At 61.3% G+C, this 17,930-nt stretch carries 13 protein-coding genes; 8 read left to right on the top strand and 5 right to left on the bottom strand.

Annotation, left to right across the window (positions count from 1 at the left end; all coding sequences use genetic code 11):
• The first annotated feature begins 62 nt into the window (after positions 1-62).
• The 4 genes from FEZ59_RS17070 to FEZ59_RS17085 all read left to right on the top strand — a co-directional run bounded on the left by FEZ59_RS17070 (position 63) and on the right by FEZ59_RS17085 (position 4,281).
• A complete protein-coding gene (locus FEZ59_RS17070; RefSeq protein WP_172932932.1) occupies positions 63-989 on the top strand; it encodes a metal ABC transporter substrate-binding protein in 927 nt (308 codons plus the stop codon).
• A complete protein-coding gene (locus tag FEZ59_RS17075) occupies positions 986-1,717 on the top strand; it encodes a metal ABC transporter ATP-binding protein (RefSeq protein ID WP_172932933.1) in 732 nt (243 codons plus the stop codon). The genes FEZ59_RS17070 and FEZ59_RS17075 overlap by 4 nt, the downstream gene beginning before the upstream one ends.
• 3 nt (positions 1,718-1,720) lie before the next feature.
• The gene (locus tag FEZ59_RS17080) at positions 1,721-2,599 is read left to right on the top strand and encodes a metal ABC transporter permease (RefSeq protein WP_019746156.1); all 879 of its coding nucleotides are present in this window, start codon (positions 1,721-1,723) and stop codon (positions 2,597-2,599) included.
• A 149-nt stretch (positions 2,600-2,748) separates the two neighbouring features.
• Positions 2,749-4,281, top strand: coding sequence for a GGDEF domain-containing protein (locus FEZ59_RS17085; RefSeq protein WP_024487787.1), 1,533 nt, complete (start codon positions 2,749-2,751; stop codon positions 4,279-4,281).
• Here FEZ59_RS17085 and FEZ59_RS17090 read toward each other — a convergent pair.
• Together FEZ59_RS17090 and FEZ59_RS17095 are read right to left on the bottom strand one after the other, a co-directional pair.
• The gene (locus FEZ59_RS17090) at positions 4,278-5,030 is read right to left on the bottom strand and encodes a cyclase family protein (RefSeq protein WP_172932954.1); all 753 of its coding nucleotides are present in this window, start codon (positions 5,028-5,030) and stop codon (positions 4,278-4,280) included. The genes FEZ59_RS17085 and FEZ59_RS17090 overlap by 4 nt on opposite strands.
• A 144-nt stretch (positions 5,031-5,174) precedes the next feature.
• A complete protein-coding gene (locus FEZ59_RS17095) occupies positions 5,175-5,585 on the bottom strand; it encodes a TIGR03668 family PPOX class F420-dependent oxidoreductase (RefSeq protein WP_029256780.1) in 411 nt (136 codons plus the stop codon).
• 60 nt (positions 5,586-5,645) lie between these two features.
• On the opposite strand from FEZ59_RS17095, the gene FEZ59_RS17100 reads away from it, so the two are divergent.
• A complete protein-coding gene (locus FEZ59_RS17100; protein ID WP_019746152.1) occupies positions 5,646-6,647 on the top strand; it encodes a PHP domain-containing protein in 1,002 nt (333 codons plus the stop codon).
• Between the two features lie 49 nt (positions 6,648-6,696).
• On the opposite strand, the gene FEZ59_RS17105 is transcribed toward FEZ59_RS17100, so the two are convergent.
• The 3 genes from FEZ59_RS17105 to FEZ59_RS17115 all read right to left on the bottom strand — a co-directional run bounded on the left by FEZ59_RS17105 (position 6,697) and on the right by FEZ59_RS17115 (position 9,862).
• A complete protein-coding gene (locus tag FEZ59_RS17105) occupies positions 6,697-8,058 on the bottom strand; it encodes an HNH endonuclease signature motif containing protein (protein ID WP_172932934.1) in 1,362 nt (453 codons plus the stop codon).
• Positions 8,059-8,179: 121 nt separating this feature from the next.
• The gene (locus FEZ59_RS17110; protein ID WP_172932935.1) at positions 8,180-9,091 is read right to left on the bottom strand and encodes a cation transporter; all 912 of its coding nucleotides are present in this window, start codon (positions 9,089-9,091) and stop codon (positions 8,180-8,182) included.
• 72 nt (positions 9,092-9,163) lie between these two features.
• Entirely contained in the window at positions 9,164-9,862 is a 699-nt protein-coding gene (locus tag FEZ59_RS17115) for a haloacid dehalogenase type II (RefSeq protein WP_172932936.1), read from the bottom strand.
• Between the two features lie 110 nt (positions 9,863-9,972).
• On the opposite strand from FEZ59_RS17115, the gene FEZ59_RS17120 reads away from it, so the two are divergent.
• From FEZ59_RS17120 to FEZ59_RS17130, 3 genes are all read left to right on the top strand, one after another.
• Entirely contained in the window at positions 9,973-11,310 is a 1,338-nt protein-coding gene (locus FEZ59_RS17120) for a glycogen debranching protein (RefSeq protein ID WP_042924333.1), read from the top strand.
• Positions 11,311-11,366: 56 nt separating this feature from the next.
• Positions 11,367-12,113, top strand: a complete 747-nt coding sequence (locus FEZ59_RS17125) for a glycoside hydrolase family 25 protein (protein ID WP_003942452.1) — start codon at positions 11,367-11,369, stop codon at positions 12,111-12,113.
• A 978-nt stretch (positions 12,114-13,091) separates the two neighbouring features.
• Positions 13,092-17,921, top strand: coding sequence for an isopeptide-forming domain-containing fimbrial protein (locus FEZ59_RS17130; RefSeq protein ID WP_242459838.1), 4,830 nt, complete (start codon positions 13,092-13,094; stop codon positions 17,919-17,921).
• Positions 17,922-17,930 lie beyond the last annotated feature (9 nt).

The raw sequence follows: 17,930 nt of genomic DNA on the forward strand, positions 1-17,930 counted from the left end.
AGTGTGAATTGTTCGGCTATACGAACTTGTGTATTTGTTTACCCACATATTAGAGTTCGACCATGACGACTCGCGACGCGAAGAACTTCCGCCGCCTGGGAATTGCCGCCCTCGCCGCCCTGATTCTCTCCAGCTGTTCTGCGGTGAATTCCGGCTCCGACGACGACCGCCCGGTGGTGCTCACCACGTTCACCGTGCTGTCGGACATTGCCCAGAACGTTGCCGGCGATCACCTTCGCGTCGAGTCGATCACCAAGGCAGGGGCGGAAATTCACGGCTACGAGCCGACGCCCGGAGACATTCGGCGGGCGAGCGAAGCCGATCTGATCCTCGACAACGGCATGAACCTCGAGGCGTGGTTCGCGAAATTCGTCAACGGTCTGGACGTGCCACACGTCGTGGTCAGCGACGGCGTCGAAGGCATTCCGATCGCCGGTGACGCGTATGCGGGCAAGCCCAATCCGCATGCATGGATGTCTCCGTTGAATACGCAGATTTACGTCGACAACATGGTGACTGCTTTCAGTGACCTCGACCCGGACAACGCCTCGGCATTTGCGGGGAACGGCGCGAAGTACAAGGCGGAACTGCAAGCAGTTCAGGACGGCCTGGTCAGTGGGCTGGCGGTATTGCCCGCAGGTCAGCGCGCACTCGTCAGTTGCGAGGGTGCGTTCTCCTATCTGGCCAGGGACGCGGGACTCAGCGAGGCCTACATCTGGCCGGTCAATGCCGAGCAGCAGGCGACGCCGCAGCAGATCATCGCCGCGATCGACTTCGTCCGGGCCAATTCCGTTCCCGCCGTCTTCTGTGAGTCGACGGTCTCGGATGCCCCCATGCAGCAGGTTGTCGGGGCGACCGGTGCGAAATTCGGAGGGACGCTGTACGTCGACTCGCTGTCCGAAGCCGACGGTCCCGTGCCCACCTACCTGGACATGATTCGCCACGACACCGACGTCATCCTCGGCGGTCTGACCGGCGGTAAATCATGAACGAAGCCATTCGCGTCGAAAACGTCAGCGTTCACTACGGCGAGGTCCACGCACTGGACCATGTCGATCTGATGTTGAATTCCGGAAGCGTCTGCGGACTGATCGGTATGAACGGTTCAGGAAAGTCGACCTTGTTCAAGGTGATCATGGGAATGATCAAGCCGGACAACGGCTCTGTGAGAATCGCCGGTCTCGACGCAGCCGCTGCGCGCAAGAGCGGGCGCGTCGGATACGTGCCGCAGAGTGAAGACGTCGACTGGACCTTCCCGATCAGTGTCCGTGACGTCGTGATGATGGGCAGGTACGGCCACCTCGGGTTCTTGCGACGTCCGCGGCGTGTAGATCGCGAGGCGGTGGCAGAGGCCCTCGAGCGAGTAGAACTCACCGAATTTGCGGATCGTCAGATCGGTCAGCTCTCGGGTGGTCAGAAGAAGCGCGCCTTCGTCGCACGCGGTATCGCACAGGACGCGTCGATACTCTTGCTGGACGAGCCGTTTGCCGGCGTCGACAAGCGTTCCGAGGCAACGATTTCGACGCTACTACGAGAGTTGGCTTCCGACGGCCGATCGATCTTGGTCTCGACTCACGACCTCCACGCCGTGCCGAAACTCTGCGACGAGGCGGTACTGCTCATGCGCAAGGTCCTGGTGCACGCCGACCCGGACACCGTGCTTCAACCGGAAAACCTCGCCCTGGCTTTCGGTCTCGACGTGATGGACAGGACCTGATCGATGAACGTCGTAGAACTGCTACTTGATCCTCTCCAGTACGGATTCATGGTGCGCGCGTTGGCCGTTGCGGTTGTGGCGGCGGTTGTCTGCGCGGTGCTCAGTTGTTGGTTGGTGCTCATCGGGTGGTCACTGATGGGCGATGCCGTCTCGCACGCTGTCCTGCCCGGTGTTGTCCTCGCCTACGTCGTCGGCGCTCCATTTGCCATCGGGGCCTTGATCTTCGGGCTGATCGCCGTCGCACTGATCGGACTGATCCGTAACACCAGCCGCGTCAAGGAAGACGCCGCGATCGGTATCGTCTTCACGACTCTCTTTGCGTTCGGTTTGGTTCTCATCTCGGTGACCCCCAGCCAGACCGATCTCAACCACATCATTTTCGGCAACCTGCTGGGGGTGAGCTCGTCCGATCTTCTGCAGGTCGCGATACTCGGCGCGTTGGCGTTGAGCATTCTGTTGATCAAGCGTCGCGATCTGACGTTGTTCGCCTTCGACCCGATCCATGCCAACGCGATAGGTCTTTCGCCTAAGCGTCTCGGAGCGCTGCTACTCGGCGTCCTCGCACTCACGTCCGTTGTGGCGCTGCAAGCTGTCGGAGTCGTGCTGGTGGTGGCGATGCTGATCATCCCCGGCGCGACGGCCTACCTTCTCACTGACAAGTTCTCGCGGATGCTGGTGATAGCTCCGGTGGTTTCCGCAATCTGCGCGATTACGGGTATCTACGTCAGCTACTACCTCGACACAGCTTCCGGGGGCATGGTTGTGATGACGCAGGGCATCGTATTCGCCCTGGTGTACCTGTTCAGCCCGTCGCAGGGGGTCATCGCGAAATGGACTTCGCAGCGGCGTAGGACCCGAGCGGAATACAGCGCCGTGGCTTGAAGGGCGGTCTTGATCGTTCGTCCAGTTAACAATCCGCTACCAAATCGGGTAGGTTCGTACGGGCATTCGTCACCACAAACATTCCGGCCGCAACGATGCCGGCTGCAAGACAATCGGTGGTGACGCCTTGAACACCGATGGGCCCTTCGATGACGCAGTTCCGAGCACGACGCACGTGGCTGGTTCTCGGCGTCGTTGTTGCGGTCATCGTCCTCGCCGGATCCGGGCTGCTCAGCCCACGAACCTCGGTTCTGGTGGACGATGTCGCCCAGCTCGTCGGCGGCGCCACTGCGACTGCGGTCTGTTGGTGGACGTCGCGGCGCCATCACGGAGTCGAGCGTCGTTGGCGAACTCTGATGGCTCTCGGTATGGCCGGCTGGACCCTCGGAATGTTCTTCTGGGCGTTCTACCGCTCAGTTCTCCACGTACCACTTCCGTCGCCGTCGATCGCGGACATCGGTTTCTTCATGTTCCCGGTGTTTGCCGTACCGGCGCTTCTGTCGCTGGTACGTGAGTCTCCCCGGCGTGAGGCGATCGGCCCGATCCATCTCTGGCTCGTGCTGACGCTCGACGGTCTTGTCGTTGTCGGTGGATTGTTCATCCTCACGTGGACGACCGCCCTGGGCGCCGTCGTTCATACCGGTCCGACGGGATCTCTCGGGTTTCTTGTCGCGGTGATGTATCCGATCACCGACTTCGTTCTGATCGCGATGGTCTTGCTGATGGTCATCGGGCCGAAGGCCGTTGCCGAGATCCGCGAACCGCTGACGTTCCTCGGGTGCGGGTTGGTGATGCTCTCCCTTTCGGACAGTCTGTACGCGTACTTGGTCGCGATCGGCGCCGAGAGTATGCCGACCATCGCCGATGCCGGGTTCATCGCGGGGCCGCCTTTGATCGCCTTGGCGGCGCTGACGAAGCGAACCGAGCCTCGGAACCGCGACGCGCCACAGCAGTGGCGAAGTGATCGGACTCAGTTGCTGCTGCCGTATCTGTTGATCGCGGTGATCGCGACGATCGTGACTGTTCAGGCACTGATCGTCGGCAACCTCGATGCCGTGGTCGTGATACTCGGCGTCGGCGTGCTGGTTCTCGCGCTGGTGCGCCAGATACTCACGCTCCTCGAGAACGACGCGCTCCTCCAACAGATCTCCGCTGCGCAGGACGAGCTCCGGTACCGAGCGCATCACGACCCACTCACCGAGCTCGCCAACCGGGCCGCATTCGACGAACACTTCGCGAGCGCCATCGAGAACTACCGCCTCACGAACTCCGATTGGGTGCTGATGCTTGTCGATCTGGACGACTTCAAACAGGTCAACGATCGTTACGGGCACCCGGCCGGTGACCGGTTGCTGGTTGCCCTCACGGCGCGTCTGCGTGAAGCGGTTCCCGAGAGTGCATTTGTCGCTCGATTCGGCGGCGACGAATTCACGGTGCTTCTGCAGGGCCCGATCGACGACGCCGTCGTCGTAGCCCACCGGATCGTCGACGCGCTCAGTTCTGATCAGACTGCAGACACATCGGTGTCGGTAGGTGCGAGCGTTGGTGTCGCGCAGTTCGAGTTAGCCGACGAGCCGCTGAGTGCACACGCTCTTCTCCGCCGAGCCGATGCGGCGATGTACGAGGCGAAGAGAAGCGGAAAGGGCGCTGTTGTCGTCTACTGCGATCGCCGCGAAGACTAGCGCCGTAAGAGTGCGAAGATCGTTGCCGGTGAACCCGATCCGGCCTTGTTGATCGCGCCACCGACAAGGATGCTCGCCCCGGTGGTTGGCAGGGCGGCAAGATTGTTCAAGTTCTCCAGGCTGATTCGATGCTTGTCGTACAGGAGCGTCGAGACGGGGTAGGTCTCGTCGTTTCCGAGGTCGGGACCGAAGGTGTCGGTTCCCAATGCTCCGCGGGTGCCCAAGCGTCCGGTGTCTATCAGCCACCGCGCCGCGTCCACCGAGAAGCCGGGTTGGTGGGTGACACCCTCGGCATCGGCGTTGGCATATTCTTCGCTACCCCAGCGCGATTCCCAACCGGTCCAGAGAACCACGGCCGCTCCATCGGGGATCTTGCCGTTGCGCGTTTCCCACTCCTGAAGGTCCGCGACCGTGAGCGCATAGTCCGAATCGGCGGCAGCCTTGTCCCGGATGTCGATCTTCACTGCGGGAAGGAAGAGGTCGGCCGGATCGAGTTGGTCGGCTGTGAGTCCACCTTCCTGAAAGTGCGCGGGTGCGCCCCAATGTGTGCCCGTGTGTTCACCCTCCTTGACGTACTGGAGGTAGTAGCCGTCGTCTGCGATGGTTGCCGCTGGGTCGAGAGTGAACGCGGGATCGCCGGGAAAAATCGGCGTGGTCGCGGGGTCGTTCACGTGGGAGAGCGAAACGACTTGCAACAGCTCATCCAACGGGGTTGTTGCGTCTTGGCTGCTTCCGGAACTGCTACCCATGTCGATCACCTGAGGTCCCGCTACCAGCGCCAGGCCTGTGGCTGCGCGCTGAAGTAACTGTCGTCGTTTCATCGATCCCCCGCCAATTTGCCCGAATTGAGAGTGTTGCAATCACTTTCGCTCCTTGAACACTAGGACAGAACCTTAGGCTGCGGCGGACCATGACGACCAATCCACATCGCGGACGGCTATCACCTGTCCGTGCGGTCGGTGATCTACGTACTGCGGATACTTTGCGGCCAAAGCGTCGATTGCGTTCTCGGACTCCTTGGTGCCGGGGCCGAGGACCTCCGCGCGTCCGTCGACGCGGACCCACCAGAGCGCGGACCAGTTGTCGTCGTAATGATCGACGAGCAGGCTCGCACGCCCTGTCTCGGTGATGTTCCGGAGCCTGCGAAGTGCGGTGGTGGTCTTCGGTTTGTGGTCGACGCAGGAATAGACGGTGTCGCCGACCAAAACGAATACCAGCGGCACGATGTGCGGAACGCCGGCCGCATCTGCCGTTGCCAGGTGAGCCACCCGCGCGGCTTCGAATCGTGCTCTCGGGTCGTCCATATTCACAGCGTAAGGGGATCAAGGCTTGCCGCGAGCCGCTGCTGACGGAACAGTGGTCTCATGGAACCGGATGAAGCGCTTCGGGAGATCGCCTACTGGCTCGAACGATCACGCGCTGAAACGCACCGCGTCAAGGCCTATCGCCGAGCTGCGGAGGTCTTTGCTGGATTGTCCGACGAGCAGAAGGAGTCTCGCCGGAAGGCCGACAGTTGGAAGGCTCTCACCGGCATCGGGCCCAAGACGGCAATGATCATCGCCCAGTCGTACGACGGCGTCCCCGAGTATCTCGAGGAACTGCGGGGGCAGGCCGAGCCCATCGGCGACGGCCCATTGCGCCAAGCGCTGCGCGGCGATCTCCACACACACTCCGACTGGTCCGACGGCGGAAGCCCCATCGAAGAGATGATGCGACGCGCAGCAGCACTCGGCCACGACTACTGCGCCCTCACCGATCATTCGCCTCGCCTCACTGTTGCCAACGGGCTGTCCGCGGAGCGCCTACGTTCTCAACTCGACGTGATAGCCGGTTTGAATGCCGAACTGGCTCCCTTCCGCATCCTCACGGGAATCGAGGTGGACATCCTCGAGGACGGTTCACTCGATCAGGATCCCGATCTACTCGACGAACTCGACATCGTGGTGGCGAGCGTGCACTCGAAGCTGCGGTCCGAACGCGAGGCGATGACCCGCAGAATGCTTGCTGCAGTGCGAAATCCGCGTGTCGATATTCTCGGGCATTGCACCGGGCGCCTTGTCGAGGGTGCTCGCGGAACCCGGCCCGAGTCGCAGTTCGATGCGGAGAAAGTGTTCGAGGCCTGCCGAGAATCAGGGACCGCCGTCGAGATCAACTCCCGACCGGAGCGTCGTGACCCGCCTTCGCGTTTGATCGAGTTGGCCCGCGATCTCGATTGTCTTTTCTCCATCGATACCGACGCCCATGCCCCCGGTCAGCTGGCTTGGCAGGGCTACGGCTGTGACCGGGCCGAAAAGTGCGGCGTCGAAGCGGATCGGGTGATCAATACGTGGACCGCCGAAAATCTTCTGGAGTGGGCGGGCAATTGAGAGCATGCCGGAATGGGTCACCGAGGCGTTTGCTCGGTGACCTCCGGGTTCAGATCCGTGTGGTGGAGCGGCGGGGTTTCTGGTCGGGGTCGATGCCTGGCGGGGGGATGAACCAGGGCAGGTGATCAGCGCCTACCTGGATTTCCCATTGTCCGGTGAATCCGGGTTTTCGGTGCATCAGGGTGTGGTGGGTTCGGCAGAGCAGGACCAGGTTGTCCATGACGGTTGGTCCTCCTTTGGCCCAGTGTTTGATGTGGTGGGCGTCGGTCCAGGCGGGGACGCAGTCGCAGCCGGGGAAGGCGCATCCTTTGTCGCGGGCGATCAGGGCGGTGCGTTGTGCCGCGGTGACAAGCCTTTTGAGTGGGGTGACGTCGAGTGGGGCACCGTTTTCGTCGAGGAGGACGGCGCCGAGCATGCAGTCGCAGGCGATCATGCGGGTGCGGCCGACGCTCAGTGGTCCCATCCAGGGCATGTGGCCGACATCGAGATCTTGTTTGTCGAGATCCGGCATGCCAAGGTCCAGGGTGTCGAGGTCGTCACTGTCGGACGGGCCAGGTGTTGAGCCATCACCCGTTGTGGCGCATTCACGGTGGTAGGCCAGGTCTTTGGCGTTGATGTGCACGTTCAGGTGCGGGCGTTGGCCGCCGTCGATACCGGTGGCAGCGTTGTCGAGGTAGCGCCGGATGAGCTCTGCCATGGCGTCTGCGTTGCGTGTGGCGGCGGGTCGTTTGTCGGGTGTGCCGTCCTTGGCGGGGGTGGGCATGGAGAGGCTGGAGAGGGCGGAGAGAAGCATCTCACCGGTCACTCCGTCGAAATCGCCTCGCACGGCCACTCTTCCGTTGAGGGTCGGGGAGATGCGCAGTTCGTTCCGATCGGTATCTTCGCTTGGCGGTATGTCGTCGGATTCGAACATGTGCTCGAGGACGCTGATGGCGTAGCGCAGTTTGACGGTGGTTGCTTCGACGCCGGATGCTGCCGCGAGGAGTGTGTCGCGGCAGTACGGAAGCGCGGCGTCGGGCATTGTTTTGGGTGGGGATTCGCAGAACGCCACGATCAGTGCCGCGTGCTCGAAAGTGAGGTCGCCGGAGTCGAATTGGTCTTCGATCTCGGGGAATGACCGTAGGGCTTTTCCCAGGGCTGCGATTCTTCTGCCGGTGGAGATTTGCAGCATGGTGTGGTTCGCGAGCCATTGTCCGGTGCCGCGGTAGCAGAGTACTTGTTCGTCCGGGTTCAACGTCAGGGTGTCGACGGCGGCCACTCGAATGGCTTCCAGGCGAAGGATTTCCGCTGACGCGGTGATGGCGATCTCGCGGACGTCGGTGGGGTGCAGCCGCCACAATCGTCCGCGCACACCCACAGCGGAGCTGTTGACCACGGCAGTGACAGCGTCGTCGGTGATGTCGATCGTCATGAGAACCCCCCGTTCCACCTTCCATCATACTCGAACATACTTTCGAGTCAAGGGTTTTTTGGGGGGAAGGTGAGGCTGAGCCTGCCGTCGCGATTCTATTGTTCGAGAGGAGATTCCGCCTCTAGAGCATCAGCGCCGGATCTGTAGTCAGTTCGATGTTCAGCCACGGTTCGTAGGGGAGATCGGCGAGGCTGGTGGCGAACGAGCGTCGTACTGCGTCTTCACCGTCGATGTCCCAGCTGTGTGGCGCGACCATGAACGTCGCTTCGATATACAGCTTGCGACCCACCTTGCTCATGGTGAGAGTCGGTTTGTCCAAGCCGAATTCGTCGCGGACTGCGGTGATGGCTTCGCGCACGCGGGCCTGAACGTTTTCGCCGGGAGCACCTTCGAGGAGTTCGATCAGTGCGGTTCGCAGGAGTGCGTACGGTTGTGGGACCAACATCGCGCAGCCGAGGAGGACCAAGACGGAGTCGACATATCGGTCGGCGTCGGAGAAATCGGTGCGGCCCAGGATCATTGCGACGACAGCACCGACTGCGACCAGCGCGCTGAAGGCAGCCGACGCTCCCCATTGCCTGGCTTCGGCGACGAGCAGATCAGATGTGCGGTCGACTTGTCCGACGTAGCGCCAGATGATGATCGACACCACTGCGCTGACAGCGCCGTATGCCACCAGCGACCCCGCGGTGACGTCGGCCCCGCCCGCGAGGATGACACGAACTGCCTCGACTGCGGCGTACGCGAGTGTCGCCAGTAGTGCCATGCCCTGGACAGCGATGACTACCGGGATCAATGCCTCCTTACCGAAGGGGAAGCGTGCGGTGGGGCCCGAGTCGGCTATCCGCGAGACCCGCAGCGACAGCGCCGTCAACACCATTCCGATGAGGGCGTACACACCGTCGAGCAGGATCACCTGGGACTGCGAGATCCAGCCCCAGAATGCGGCGAGCACAGCCAACGCCGTTGCGACCACGAGGGAGTACCGCAGGGCCTTGCGTTCGCGGGTAGCGCTGTCTTCCTTGGTGCCCATGAAATCCAAACCGCCTGTCCGTTTCGATATTCCTTCACGTAGGAATACCAGCAACGACGCGCAGGCACGGCATCAGTGGACCAATTGCGCTGCCAGATCGAGAAAGTCCTCGGCGTTGATGTCGAACTCGTCGGAGAATGACACATCGGGATTGCCCCTGGCTCCGAATTCGAGTGGTCGGGCTATGAAGGCTGTGCGGAATCCGAGAGCTTTGGCCGCCCGGATGTCATATTTGTGGCTGGCAACCATCATGATCTCGGCCGGGTCGAACCCGAGGTATCGAGCAGCCAGGTGGTAGATCTTCGGATCTGGTTTGAAGACACCGGCCATTTCGGCGGTGAAGACGGCATGCCATGGCAGATTTCCGTGCCGGGAGATGCTGACTGCGGCATTCACATCGGCGTTGGACAAGGCAGCGATTGTGTACTGCTGGCGCAGGGTTGTCAGGCCTGCGACGGTGTCCGGCCACGGGTCCAGGAATTTCCAGGCGGTGGTGAGTTCTTCCTGTTCGGCATCGGAAAGTTCGATGCTCTCGCGGGCCAAAAGCTTGCGCAGAGCCTCGCGGTACACCGAATGTACTGTCACCCATTCGCCTGTGGAGTCGTCGGCCTCGGAGGTGTTCGCGAAGTACTCAGCGCGCCAGAGATTGACGAATCTTGGCCAGTCGATGTCAACGTCGGTGATCCGACGGGCCTCTCGGCACAGGGTGTTGTGAAAATCGGTCGCTGTGCCCTGGACGTCGAACAGCAGTGCTTTGATCTTCTCGCGCACAAGCCCTCCACTTCGAGATCGCCTGACGGTGTTGCCACATTATCGCGGTTACGGCGCCCGATTCGTGCTCGATGAGCGCAGAGGCGCCGCGCGTCGCAAAATAGACATCTATGGCCGACCGCGGATTTACCCCGACTCAGCTCGCCGCCCGAGCTGCCTACCTGCTGCGCGGAAACGACCTGGGCACGATGACCAGCGCTGCCCCGAAGCTGTATCCCCACATGTGGAGCTGGGACGCCGCGTTCGTCGCGGTAGGTTTGGCGCCGCTCAGCGTCGAACGGGCGGTAGTAGAGCTCGATACCTTGCTTTCGGCTCAGTGGAAGAACGGAATGATTCCGCACATCGTGTTTGCGAACGGTGTCGACGGCTACTTCCCCGGCCCGACGCGTTGGGATGTCAATGCGTTGGCAGCGCATGCTCCTTTGGGTACCGCTACGTCGGGAATCACCCAACCCCCCGTTCACGCGATTGCGGTGCAGCGGATTCTCGATCATTCGCGTCGGCACGGACGTACGACGCGTGCGGTCGCGGAAGAGTTCCTCGACCGGCGCTGGAGCGATCTGGTTCGGTGGCACCGCTGGTTGGCGGAGGCCCGCGATCTCGACGGCAACGGCCGCATCGCGCTCTATCACGGGTGGGAATCGGGGATGGACAATTCTCCGCGATGGGATCTGGCGTACGCGAATGTTGTTGCGGGACAGGTGCCTGCGTATCAGCGCGCTGATCTCGCTGTGGTGACCGACTTGTCTCAGCGACCAACGGATCACGAATACGACCGCTACCTTTGGCTTCTCGAAGAGATGAAGGCCGTGAGGTACGAGGATTCTCAACTCGCCACTGCCATGAGTTTTGCCGTGGAGGACGTGTTTGTCAGTGCGGTTTTCTCGATGGCATGTGACGTTTTGGCAACCATCGGTGAGGAGCATTCGCGACCAAACTCCGACGTCCGTGATCTGCGCGGTTGGGCAGATCGATTCCGGCAGGGCGTAATTGCCACCACCGATGAACGATCGGGTGCAGCAAAGGATTTCGATCTTCGCACCGGACGATGGGTTCATACCGAGACCATCGCGATGTTTGCGCCGTTGCTGTGCGGCGGCCTGAGTCGTGATGCCGAGCGCGCGCTGGTGCGTACTTTCGAGGGGCCCAAATTCTGTGGTCACCCGGACATGCGATTTGCCGTCCCACCGTCGACGTCTCCGGTTTCCGGCGATTTCCGTCCTCGGGAGTATTGGCGTGGCCCAGTGTGGCCGGTGATCACGTGGTTGTTCTCGTGGGCGTTCGCGCGTCGGGGGTGGGCCGAGCGATCGCACGTCTTGCGTTCGGAGGGGTTGCGGCAGGCCAGTGATGGCAGTTTTGCCGAGTACTACGAGCCTTTCACCGGTGAGCCGCTAGGCAGCATGCAACAGTCGTGGACCGCGGCGGCTGTTCTCGATTGGCTCGGTTGAGTGAACATTCCCTGAATTAGCGGACAAAACGGACTAGTCGACCTTACTCTCGGGAAATGGTCGAGCGACGGATCGTCAGGACACTGGGCAAGCTCACCCCGATCGCGATGGCAGCTGCCATCGCGATCACGGCACCTGGCCTCGCCGCTGCCGACGCTCCCCGCGGCCCGGACGTCTCGTCGTGGCAGCACGTGGACGGAACCGGAATCGACTGGTTCCAGGTCAAGGCGTCAGGGCACGAGTTCGCGATGGTCAAGGCCACCGAGTCGCTCAACTACGTCAATCCGTACTTCATCCAGGATTGCCTGGTCATGCGGGCTGCCGGCGTCTCGCGCGGGGCCTACCACTACGCAGATGTTCGCCAGTCCCCCGAAGCCCAGGCCGCCTTCTATTCGGCGATCGTCCTGGGTATCAACGGACCTGGTGACCTCCCGCCCGTTCTGGATCTAGAGGATGCGAAGGGACTTCCCGCCGGTCAGGTCATCGACTGGACTCATCGCTACCTGAATACAGTCCAGGCACTCACCGGGCGGCAGCCAATCATTTACACGTACCCCAACTTCTGGCGTACCCAGATGGCCAACACCACCGAGTTCAACCACTACCCGCTGTGGATCGCCGATTACAACGGGCAGAACGCACCGGGCCCGCTGCCCGGTGGTTGGTCCAACTGGACCTTCTGGCAGTACACCAGCACGGGACGCATCCCCGGGATCACCGGAAATACCGATATCAACGTTTACAGCGGGGCGCAGGGCGATTTCGATCGCTACGCCAACAGTGTGGGGTTCGGCAGCAGCTAGTTTGCGGCGGGGCCCTTGGCTCCGTGGTGCCCGGTTCGGGCCCTTTCGCCCTCGATGCATTTGCCTCGAGGCACGCGGAAGGGCCCTTTTTGGCACTCTTGTGACGCTTGGCTGGTTAGTCCGGTTGTTGCTCGTCAGTTACGAGAATTCTGCCGAGTGGTAGCCACGGTCGCTGAACTTTCGACTAGCTGAGCAGGATCAGAAAATAGCTATGGCAGAAAATGAGCAGGACTGCTCCAACCGAAAAGCTACAAAACGGACTTGAAGTTGGGTCTGGATCGAAGGCGCCCGCTCGGTTTCGGTCGAAGATGGCGCCTCGCAATCCAATTATCGGAGCGCCGGAGTGCTTCGTTACCGGCAGCCGTCGCCGGGTGCGGTCTGGACCAATTCGATAATTTTCTACGTGCTTGCACGGGCGATTGGACTCCATTCAGTACGGAGTTTCCGTTCATGGTTCGAGGGGCTGTGGCGCATCCAACAGGCCTTATCCATATTGGGCATTTGTCCAGATTCCTGGTCGCCTCGAAGTTGGTCGTCACCCGATCTGGTCAGCGGAAACGCTGAATGCCATCGCGTCCGGCGCAGTGCCGTGCGCCGAGGGCTGAATTGTCCGCTTGAACAACGCTGCTCCTCGAAGCTTGTCCGATCTACGAACAAAAACGTCGATCGGTCTGCTTTGTCTGACTTTCAATGGGCAAGCTCCCGGTTATCTGTTATCTTGAATCAGATAACTGGAAGGTTGCTCTCGATTTGCACGGATTTCGAGGGCCAAGGTCCTGTTCAGGGCGGCTCTTCCAACACGCAGGTGTTTCCGAAGAGGAGCTCGAATGACAGGACCGGCAACAGCGTCCGGTGTGAGGTCGATCAGCCGAAAACAGGCGGATCGACCCGAACCAACCGATCAATCGGGAGTTCGCGCCAGCGCTCTCGCATCTCCGTCCACCGAACATCGATCAGGCACATCCTGGGGAGTAAGAAATGCCTAACGACATACCGCCGACAAGGTCGGCCTTATTCACCGCAGGGCTCCCGCCCTGGGTGCGAGCGTGGACGGTGGTGTGGACCGCTATCGCGATGATTCTCGGCCTCTCCGGCGCGACGGCAGTAGCTGCATCAGCGCAGCCGGCCGCGACGCTCGGCGGTCCCGTTCAGGCTCAAGCACCGGTTCGCGCCGCTGTTCTTCCGGATGAACAGCCTGCAAAAGGCTGCGCATTCAGCGCCCCCGGCACCGGTCCGTTCTCGCAGAATATCTGCTGGATCGATATGTCGACGCTCAATGCGGCCACGGCTGCTTCTGCGGCCGGGCAGTCGATGGAAATCCAGCTCACCGACGGCTACAAGATCAACTTCAAGGCTTTCCTCACCGACTCGGTAGCGGGTAAGACTCACCAGGGAATCGAAACGAAGGCCTTTCCCACGTTGCACTATGCAGCGCTGGGAACTTCCGCGTACACGGGTGTGCCGACGACGATCAAGCCGGCGATCTACCAGACCTCAGCCACCGCTGGTCAGTCCGGTGGAACAGTCTCGCTGAAGAACATCGTGATGACGGGGCCGAATGGCGCCGTCAACAACTACGGGCTCGTAGCAGCCGACGCCGAGTCGACAGACGCGAATATCAATACTACGAACGACCGTGAATTCCTCACTTTCAATTCGGACAAGCCTCTACGTCAGATTGCACGTACCGTCGGTGACGACGATGATCCTGCCTACCCCGGAATTCGGGCTTGTGACGGTGGGCTGACGGCTATGCCCGCCACCACCGTCCGATGTGATTCTTGGAACAACGTCAATGGCCAGGGGCGCACGCCCGGAACGCTGGTCGTTGCATCGACTGCTCCGACAAGTTTCGCAGCCACTTTCGGAAATACCGTTCAGGCCACCTCTCGTCAGGGTCTGGCTTTCGGTGTCCTGCTCTCGAAGGTCAAGATCGACAAGGACCTCACGCGCGTCACCCCCGGTGACGATTTCACTATCGGCATGAGCACCGGCCACCACGCAAACGCGGGTGCTGCTGCAGCGACCGAGATCAAGAGCACCACGACCGGCGCTACAGATACGACGGCATCGACTGGCTGGCGTACGCTCCTCGCAGATACGACACCTACTCCTGTCACGTTCTGGGAGAAGCCAACTACCTCGGCGACCAAGACCGCGAACTATGCGACGTCATGGGATTGCCAGGTAAACGGTGTGACCCAGGCGCTCAGGGTCGGGGACGTTGCGCAGGCAGCACTCACACCGGGTGACAATGTTTACTGCAAGGTCAAGAACACTCCGGTTCTCGTGAAGAAGTCGTCGTCACCACCTACCGGTGAGACGGTCAATATCGGCCAAACAATCACCTACACTCTGAATTTCGAGAATCCCGGCACTGCGCCGGCAACGATCGACTACACGGACTTCCTTGCCGACGTCATTGATGACGGAACGGTTGCGGTCGGTGCTGCTACAGGCGGACTCACCGCTGCATTGGACGGCGCCGACAAAATCAAAGTCGGGGGCACATTGCCAGCCGGCGGCAAAGGGACTGTCACCTACACCGTCACGGTCAAAGACGGTGGCAACAAAGTCCTGAACAACTACCTCGTTCCGGGGACAACAACTCCTCCCACAACATGCGATCCTGCAACCAATCTCTGCACGACGCATCCCATGCCCGGGTTCACGGTCGCGAAGACCGCTGTGCCCGCGACAGGTTCGACGGTTCAGGCCGGCGATACCATTACGTACACGGTCACCGGTGCTAACACCGGCAAGACGGCCCTAACTCCCGCGACGATCAAAGACGATCTGAGTGCGGTTCTCAACAATGCTGCTGTCGTTCCGGGCTCGCTGAAGGCGACCGTCGACGGTGCTGCTGTCGCTGCTCCGACCCTGTCGGGCAGCATTTTGTCGTGGTCCGCCAATCTCCAGGCTGGTAAGTCTGTTGTTCTGACCTACCAGGTGAAGGTCAATGCCGGCGTTGCCGCGGGCACGGTTCTGAACAACAAGGTCACCGGTACTGCGAAGCCACCCACCGGTCCGGACATCACTCCTCCTACGGTGGAGACGAATCACTCGGTTCCCGGCTTCAAACTGGAGAAGACTGCTGATCCGATTTCCGGTTCGACGGTTCAGGCCGGCGAGTCGATCAAGTACACCGTCACCGGAACCAACACCGGTAAGACGAAGCTCGATCCGGTAAAGATCAACGATGATCTGGGTGCGGTTCTCAATAACGCCGCTGTCGTTCCCGGTTCGCTGAAGGCGACCGTCGACGGTGCTCCTGCCGCTGATCCGACCCTGTCGGGCACCACCCTTTCGTGGACTGGTTTTCTCGAAGCCGGTAAGTCCGTCGTTCTCACCTATGAGGTGAAGGTCAACGACGGCGTTGCCGCGGGCACAGTCTTGAACAACAAGGTCACCGGTACTGCGAAGCCGCCGACCGGTCCGGAGATCACTCCTCCTTCTGTGGAGACGAATCACTTGGTTCCGGGTTTCACGGTCGCGAAGACTGCGGATCCGGTCTCAGGTACCAATGTTGCTGCTGGTCAGACGATCACGTACACGGTGACGGGTGCCAATACGGGTAAGACGACTCTTGATCCGGTGGTGTTGACCGATGATCTGTCGAAGGTTCTCGACAATGCGGCGTTGGTGGACGGTTCGCTCAAGGCGACGGTCGATGGTGCTCCTGCGACTGTTCCGACTCTGTCGGGCACCATGCTCTCGTGGACTGGTGCACTCGAGGCGGGTAAGTCGGTTGTTCTGACCTATCAGGTGAAGATCAACGACGGTGTTGCCGGCGGCGTTCTGATCAACAACAAGGTCACCGGTACTGCGAAGCCGCCGACCGGTCCGGAGATCACTCCTCCGCCGGTGACGACCGAACACCCGGTGGTGTCTCCGAAGATCGCTGTGGTGAAGTCTTCTGATCCGGTGTCGGGTTCGAATGTTGTTGCCGGTCAGGACATCAAGTACACGCTCACGTTCTCGAACACCGGTAACGGTGCGGGTCAGGTCGCGCACTTCGACGATCTGCGTGGTCTGCTCGACGATGCTGATCTGGTTGCGGGCAGCTTGAGTGCTGATGCTCCGTTGACTGCTGCGATGGTCGGCAGCGATGGTTTCTCGGTGACGGGAACCCTGGCGGCCGGCGAGAGCAAGACGGTGACGTACACCGTCACGGTCAAGGCTGATGCCGATCGCGTTGCGGCGAATGCCGACAACACGGTGCTCAACTTCGTTGTTCCGGGTACGACTCCGCCGGTTGATCCTCCGGAGGTGTGTGATCCGGCGACGCAGCTGTGCACGACGCATCCGGTTCAGGTTCCGGGGTTCACGGTCGCGAAGACTGCGGATCCGGTCTCGGGTACCAATGTTGCTGCTGGTCAGACGATCACGTACTCGGTGACGGGTGCGAACACGGGTAACACGACCCTTGATCCGGTGGTGTTGACCGATGATCTGTCGAAGGTTCTCGACAACGCGGCGTTGGTGGACGGTTCGCTCAAGGCAACGGTCGACGGTGTCGACGCGACTGCTCCGACCCTGTCGGGTACGACGTTGAGTTGGACTGGTGCACTCGAGGCGGGTAAGTCGGTTGTTCTGACCTATCAGGTGAAGGTCAACGACGGTGTTGCCGGCGGCGTTCTGGTCAACAACAAGGTCACCGGTACTGCGAAGCCGCCGACCGGTCCGGAGATCACTCCTCCGCCGGTGACGACCGAACACCCGGTTGATGGCACTCCCGCAATCGAGGTACTGAAGTCCTCTGACCCGTCCACCACGAACCGTGTGGTTGGCGGCCAGGAGATCACGTACACGCTCACGTTCAAGAATGTGGGCACCGCGGATGGTGAGATCAGCTTCTACGACGATCTGACCGATGTTCTCGACGATGCAGTAATGACGAAGAATCCGGCTACTACTTCCACGCTGGTTGTTTCGGGTGTCGTCGACAACGTCTTCACGGTCACCGGAAAGCTGGCCAAGGGTGAGAGCGCGACGGTGACGTACACCGTCAAGGTCAATCCTGAGATCGGAACGTTGTCAGGTCCCGGATTCACTCCGGGCGTCCTGAACAACTACCTGGTGGTTGGTGGCGAGAACCCGCCGGTGGACTGTGTCCCGGGCGACGCTCTCTGCACCGAACACCCGGTGGACCCGCCGGAGACCACCACCACGGTGCCTCCGACGACCACCACCACGACGCCGCCGGTCACGACGGAGCCCTGTGTTCCTCCGACGACGACCACGCGGATGGTTCCGACCACAACGGTTGCGACGACGACGGCTAGCGCGACCACTGCCGGTGACGCTGATGTGACCGGTACGGAGGAATCCACCACCACGGAGGAGACCACCACAGAGGAGACCACGACAGAAGAAGTTGTCGCGGAGGAGATTGTGGATCCGTGTGGCGTGACGACAACGACGCCGCCGACGACAACGCCGCCGGTCACGACAGTTCCGCCGACCACGACGGTTCCGAACACGACGGTGCCGGTTACACCGACGATCATCATTCCCCCGATCGTCGTTGTGCCTCCGATCGTCGTACCGCCGACGGTTCCGGGTCAGCCGGTTCCGAGCACGGTTCCGGGACAGCCGAAGCCGCCGACAGCAAACCCGGGTCAGCCGGGTCAGCCAAAGCCGCCGACGTCTGCTCCTCAGGGTGGAACGATCAACTCGGGTGGTGGCGCTGGTGAGAGTGGCGTGAACACCGGGTTGCTCGCGGCAGGCGGTTTGGTTCTGCTGCTGGCGCTGGGAACGGGTGTTGTTCTCCTGACGCGTAAGCGTCGCGAGGATGGTGACAACTGATTCTCTTGA

Source organism: Rhodococcus sp. MS13, assembly GCF_013277835.1.
Taxonomy (GTDB): Bacteria; Actinomycetota; Actinomycetes; order Mycobacteriales; family Mycobacteriaceae; genus Rhodococcus_F; species Rhodococcus_F erythropolis.

What these genes read in the sequence shown, in the direction of transcription:
- FEZ59_RS17070 (WP_172932932.1), top strand. Translation starts at nt 63, where the DNA reads ATGACGACTCGCGACGCGAAGAACTTCCGCCGCCTGGGAATTGCCGCC.
- FEZ59_RS17075 (WP_172932933.1), top strand. Translation starts at nt 986, where the DNA reads ATGAACGAAGCCATTCGCGTCGAAAACGTCAGCGTTCACTACGGCGAG.
- FEZ59_RS17080 (WP_019746156.1), top strand. Translation starts at nt 1,721, where the DNA reads ATGAACGTCGTAGAACTGCTACTTGATCCTCTCCAGTACGGATTCATG.
- FEZ59_RS17085 (WP_024487787.1), top strand. Translation starts at nt 2,749, where the DNA reads ATGACGCAGTTCCGAGCACGACGCACGTGGCTGGTTCTCGGCGTCGTT.
- FEZ59_RS17090 (WP_172932954.1), bottom strand. Translation starts at nt 5,030, where the DNA reads ATGGGTAGCAGTTCCGGAAGCAGCCAAGACGCAACAACCCCGTTGGAT.
- FEZ59_RS17095 (WP_029256780.1), bottom strand. Translation starts at nt 5,585, where the DNA reads ATGGACGACCCGAGAGCACGATTCGAAGCCGCGCGGGTGGCTCACCTG.
- FEZ59_RS17100 (WP_019746152.1), top strand. Translation starts at nt 5,646, where the DNA reads ATGGAACCGGATGAAGCGCTTCGGGAGATCGCCTACTGGCTCGAACGA.
- FEZ59_RS17105 (WP_172932934.1), bottom strand. Translation starts at nt 8,058, where the DNA reads ATGACGATCGACATCACCGACGACGCTGTCACTGCCGTGGTCAACAGC.
- FEZ59_RS17110 (WP_172932935.1), bottom strand. Translation starts at nt 9,091, where the DNA reads ATGGGCACCAAGGAAGACAGCGCTACCCGCGAACGCAAGGCCCTGCGG.
- FEZ59_RS17120 (WP_042924333.1), top strand. Translation starts at nt 9,973, where the DNA reads ATGGCCGACCGCGGATTTACCCCGACTCAGCTCGCCGCCCGAGCTGCC.
- FEZ59_RS17125 (WP_003942452.1), top strand. Translation starts at nt 11,367, where the DNA reads ATGGTCGAGCGACGGATCGTCAGGACACTGGGCAAGCTCACCCCGATC.
- FEZ59_RS17130 (WP_242459838.1), top strand. Translation starts at nt 13,092, where the DNA reads ATGCCTAACGACATACCGCCGACAAGGTCGGCCTTATTCACCGCAGGG.